At 74.0% G+C, this 5,337-nt stretch carries 3 protein-coding genes; all 3 read right to left on the bottom strand.

Annotated features, from left to right (window positions below):
• Positions 1-61 precede the first annotated feature (61 nt).
• The 3 genes from C6N75_RS20605 to C6N75_RS20595 all read right to left on the bottom strand — a co-directional run bounded on the left by C6N75_RS20605 (position 62) and on the right by C6N75_RS20595 (position 5,094).
• The gene (locus C6N75_RS20605) at positions 62-1,630 is read right to left on the bottom strand and encodes a DUF7059 domain-containing protein (protein ID WP_407703251.1); all 1,569 of its coding nucleotides are present in this window, start codon (positions 1,628-1,630) and stop codon (positions 62-64) included.
• A 107-nt stretch (positions 1,631-1,737) separates the two neighbouring features.
• The gene (locus C6N75_RS20600; protein ID WP_105870393.1) at positions 1,738-2,418 is read right to left on the bottom strand and encodes a small secreted protein; all 681 of its coding nucleotides are present in this window, start codon (positions 2,416-2,418) and stop codon (positions 1,738-1,740) included.
• Positions 2,419-2,616: 198 nt separating this feature from the next.
• The gene (locus C6N75_RS20595) at positions 2,617-5,094 is read right to left on the bottom strand and encodes a sodium-translocating pyrophosphatase (RefSeq protein WP_105870392.1); all 2,478 of its coding nucleotides are present in this window, start codon (positions 5,092-5,094) and stop codon (positions 2,617-2,619) included.
• Between the last annotated feature and the right edge of the window lie 243 nt (positions 5,095-5,337).

Below are 5,337 nucleotides of genomic sequence, written 5' to 3'. Positions count from 1 at the left end.
CGACGACCACCGCCACCCCCGGCCTCGCCACCGGCTGACGGCGCCCCGGGCGGGCGCGCCGTCAGCCGGTGGCGAGGCCGGGGGTGGCGGTGGTCGTCGTGGCCGGTTCCAGGAAGCCCTCCTCCACCAGCAGCCGGATCGCCTGCGGGGTGCGGTCGCGGAGCATGACCGGGTCCTCGCCCATGAGCTGGGCGATGGCGTCGAGGATGCGGCCCGCGCTCAGCGTCCCGTCGCAGACGCCGGCGAAGCCCGCGGCCACCGCGTCCACCTTGGTCGCGCGGCGCATGCCGCGGTTCTGCCGGAGCAGCACGTGCTCCGGGTCCTCCGCGCCAGGCAGCCCGACCTGCTCCTGCACCACTTCCGGGGTCAGCGTGAAGTGGTCTCCGAGCAGGGCGGCGTCGTCCTGCGAGCGGAGGTAGTCCTGGCGGGCGAAGTGCGCGCGGACCGTCTCGCCCAGCGGCTGCTCCACCGGGTGCGGCCACTCCTCGACGGTGATCGCGGGCCGCTCGAGCGCCGCGGCCGACCTGCGCAGGGTGATCCAGCCGAAGCCGACGGCCCTGGTGCCGCGCGCCTCGAACTCGTCCAGCCACTCCTCGTACCGCGCCGCGTACCGCGCCGGATCGTCCTGGTGGTCGCCGGCGTCCCGGAGCCAGAGCTCCGCGTACTGTGTCACGTCCTGCACCTCGCGCTGCACGATCCAGGCGTCGCAGCCGCGCGGCACCCAGGAGCGCAGCCGGTCCTGCCAGTCCTCGCCCTCCACGTGCTGCCAGTTGGCGAGGAACTGGGCGTACCCGCCGTCGTTGAGCCGCTCGCCGGCCTGCTGGACGAGCGCCCGGCACAGGTCGTCTCCGCCCATGCCGCCGTCGCGGTAGGTGAGTCGGGCGCCGGGCGAGATGACGAACGGCGGGTTGGAGACGATGAGGTCGTACGTCTCGCCGTCCACCGGCTGGAAGAGGGAGCCGGTGCGCAGGTCGGCCTCCGGCGCGCCGGACAGGGCGAGGGTGAGCCGGGTGAAGCCGAGCGCCCGGGGGTTGAGGTCGGTGGCGGTGACACGGGTGGCGTGCTGGGCCGCGTGCAGGGCCTGGATGCCGGAGCCGGTGCCGAGGTCGAGCGCCGAGCCGACCGGGGTGCGCACGGTGATGCCGGCGAGCGTCATGGAGGCCCCGCCCACGCCGAGGACCACGCCTTCGTCCCGCCCGCTCGCCCCGCCTGCGCCGCCCACCGCGCAGCCGAGGTCGGAGACGATGAACCAGTCCTGCCCGTCCGGGCCGCCGTAGGGGCGGACGTCCACCGTGGCGTGGACCAGGCCGTTCTCCTCCCGGACCCAGCCGTCGGCGAGCGCCTCCGCCAGCGGCAGCACGGCCGCGACCGGAGCGCGGTCGACCGGCTGCTGGAGCAGGAAGAGGCGGACGAGTGCGGCCAGCGCGGACGCGGGGCCGTCCGCCCGGGTGGTGGCGCGCAGGGCCGGCACCGTCTCGCTGCGGGCCAGCGCCGCGTACGCCGAGGCGCCCAGCAGCTCCAGCAGGCCGTCGGCGGTGAAGCCGGCCGCGAGCAGCGCCTCGCGGAGCCGGGGCGCGTGGTCGGGTGCCGGCAGGTCAGCGGAAAGACTCGTCGTACTCACGGCATTCATTGTGACCGCTGCCACTGACAGTGCCCGCCGGGGGCCCGGCGGGCACTGTCAGTGGCAGCGGTCGACGGCAGCGGCCGTGAGAACGCGCCGAGCGAGCCCTACTGGTCCTACTCCTTGTCCTCGCCCTTGGAGGCGGAGGGGGCGGCGGACGCCGAGGCGGAGGCCGCGGCGGACGGGGCCTTGTCGGAGCCGGTCGAGGCGTCGGAGCCCGGCTTCGCCGACTGCGGCGTGGGGGCGATGGACGCCTTGGCCTTCTGGCAGCCGGGCTGCTTGGCCATCGCCTGGCCGAGGCGGCCGGACGACAGCTTGCCGAGCGCGTCCTGGTCCATCTTCTCGATCTTCGCCAGACCGGTGGCGATGGTGTTGAGGCCGTCGGCGAAGCGCTTCTGGTCCTTCGGGTCGAGCCCGTCCACCTGCTTCTTCAGGCCCTCGTAGGCGGTTGCGGTGGCGGTGAGCTCCTTGACCGCGTCCTGCTGGAGCTGCTTGCCGCCCTCGACGGGCGGCTCGCCGGCGGACTCGATGCCCTTGGCGAGCGAGCGGTTCGCGTCGGCGATGTCCTGGAAGGCCTTCGAGTCGGCGGTCTGGACGTCGGCGGGCTTGCCGTCGGCCGCCGTGGAGATGATGACCTGCTGGGCGTCCGCCCGCTTCTGGATCTGCGGCTGTGCCTGGTCGCACACCTTGCCGGCCCAGGCGTTGACCTGCTCGTCGCCGCTGTCGTCGCTGCAGCCCGACAGCGTGAGCACCAGTACCGCACCGCCCGACAGCGCGGCCGCAAGCTTCTTGTTCACCGTATCGGTCCCTTCGAAGGCTCTCGGCCCGGGAACATACACGCCCTATGGGCGGCTCTCCGTGGCACATGAGCCTTACGTACGCCTTTCCCACCATTTGCACCAAGGAGAGAAGCCTCACGAACGCGTCACGGACGCCACCGATGCCACCGATGCCACCGACGCCTCTGACGCCTCTGACGCCACGACCCGAGCCGTTCAGGGGCCGTCCCGGCACGTCCGGGCGTCAGGGGGCGCCGACGCTTCCGGAGGGACGCCCTCCGCCGTACCGCCGCCGCTGCCCGCGGCGCCGTCGCCGCCGCCGCGGCCGGTGGAGCCGTCACGGCCGCCGTCGACCGACACCGAGCGGCGCTTGGAGACCCACACCGCGGCGACGATGACGGCGACGGCGAGGGCCGCGACCACCGCTCGTACGGCGGGACTGGCGTCCTCCCCGTAGGCGTACCGCACGACCGCGGGGGCGATCAGCAGCGCGACCAGGTTCATCACCTTCAGCAGCGGGTTGATGGCCGGTCCCGCCGTGTCCTTGAACGGGTCGCCGACGGTGTCCCCGATCACCGTGGCGGCGTGTGCCTCACTGCCCTTGCCGCCGTGGTGGCCGTCCTCGACGAGCTTCTTGGCGTTGTCCCAGGCGCCGCCGGAGTTGGCGAGGAAGACCGCCATCAGGGTGCCCGCGCCGATCGCGCCCGCCAGGTACGCGCCCAGCGCGCCGACGCCGAGCGCGAAGCCGACCGCGATGGGCGCCATCACGGCGAGCAGGCCAGGGGTGGCCAGCTCGCGCAGGGCGTCCCGGGTGCAGATGTCGACGACCCGCCCGTACTCCGGTTTCTCACTGAAGTCCATGATCCCGGGCCGCTCCCGGAACTGCCGGCGCACCTCGAAGACGACCGATCCGGCCGACCGGGAGACCGCGTTGATCGCCAGCCCGGAGAAGAGGAAGACGACCGCCGCGCCGAGGATCAGCCCGACCAGGTTGTTCGGCTGCGAGATGTCCATGGACAGCGTCAGCCGGTCGGCGCGGGACAGCACGTCCGCGCCCGCACCGTCGCCCACGTCGGCGACGGCGGTGGCGATCGCGTCCCGGTAGGAGCCGAAGAGGGCCGCGGCGGCGAGCACCGCCGTGGCGATGGCGATGCCCTTGGTGATCGCCTTGGTGGTGTTGCCCACCGCGTCGAGGTCGGTGAGCACTTGCGCGCCCGGCCCCTCCACGTCGCCGGACATCTCGGCGATGCCCTGGGCGTTGTCGGAGACCGGCCCGAAGGTGTCCATGGCGACGATGACGCCGACGGTGGTCAGCAGCCCGGTCCCGGCCAGGGCCACCGCGAACAGCGCCAGGATGATCGAGGAGCCGCCGAGGAGGAACGCCCCGTAGACCGAGAGCCCGATCAGCAGCGCCGTGTACACGGCCGATTCGAGCCCCAGCGAAACGCCGGCGAGCACCACGGTGGCCGGACCGGTCAGCGAGGAGCGCCCGACATCCCGTACGGGACGCCGGTTCGTCTCGGTGAAGTAGCCGGTCAGCCGCTGGATCAGGGCGGCGAGCACGATGCCGACGGCGACGGCGACCAGCGCCAGCACCCGGGGGTCGCCGTCGTGGCGGCGGACCGCGCCCTCGGTGACGCCGGCCAGCCCGGCGTAGGAGTCGGGCAGGTAGGTGAACGCGGCGACCGCGACCAGGGCGAGCGAGATGACGGCGGAGACGGCGAAGCCGCGGTCGATCGCGGACATCGCGCTGCGGTCGGCGCGCCGCGGGGCGACGGCCAGGATGCCGATCACCGCCGTGACCACCCCGATCGCGGGCACCATGAGCGGGAACGCCAGCCCGAGGTCGCCGAACGCCGCCGAGCCGAGGATCAGCGCGGCGACGAGCGTCACGGCGTACGACTCGAAGAGGTCGGCGGCCATGCCCGCGCAGTCCCCGACGTTGTCGCCCACGTTGTCGGCGATGGTGGCGGCGTTGCGCGGGTCGTCCTCCGGGATGCCCTTCTCGACCTTGCCGACCAGGTCCGCGCCGACGTCGGCGGCCTTGGTGAAGATGCCGCCGCCCACGCGCATGAACATGGCGACGAGAGCCGCCCCGAGGCCGAAGCCCTCCAGCACCTTGGGCGCGTCGGCGGCGTAGACCAGGACCACGCAGGCCGCGCCGAGCAGCCCGAGGCCGACCGTGCACATGCCGACCGCGCCGCCGGTACGGAAGGCGATCCTGGCCGCCCGGCGGGCGGCGGCGGCCGTCTGACCGCCCGACTCGGCCGCCCGCGCGGCGGCGGCCACCCGGACGTTGGCCCGCACCGCGAGCCGCATGCCGAGGTAGCCGGTGGCCGCCGAGAACAGTGCGCCGACCAGGAAGAACAGCGAGCGCCCGGCCCGCTGCGCCCAGTCGTCCGCGGGCAGTAGCAGAAGTAGGAAGAAGACGGCGACCGCGAAGACGCCGACGGTACGGAGCTGCCGGGCGAGGTAGGCGTTCGCGCCCTCCTGCACCGCCTCCGCGATGCTCTTCATGGCGGCGGTGCCCTCCCCGGCCGCCAGCACCTGCCGGGCGAAGAGCCGGGCGACGACCAGCGCGAGCAGCGCCACCGCGCCGACCACGAGCACGATGACCCGGTTGCCTTCGGTCAGCACCGCCGCGGCGAGCGGCACCGGCCAGTCGGCGGCGAGCGGTGTGGACGGCCCCGCCATGCGTCCTCCTCGACGTCAGGGGCGGGAGCGCGGACGGACACGCGGCGCGGCGCCCCGCCAAAGCTGAACGCAACAGAACAGGACTGACCCCCCGCGTCCCTTCCCGACCGCCCCACTACGCCATCCGGCACCGATTTCACCCGGGCGGGCGCGCAGAGGGCTGCCGCCTCCTGGGGCACGCCCCAGGAGGCGGGAGGGGTGCTCAGCCGGCTGGGGGTGCGGGGGCCTGGCGCGGTGCCGTGA

This window comes from Streptomyces solincola (assembly GCF_002982015.1).
GTDB classification, from domain to species: Bacteria; Actinomycetota; Actinomycetes; order Streptomycetales; family Streptomycetaceae; genus Streptomyces; species Streptomyces solincola.
This window is presented reverse-complemented; position numbering and strand designations above follow the sequence as displayed.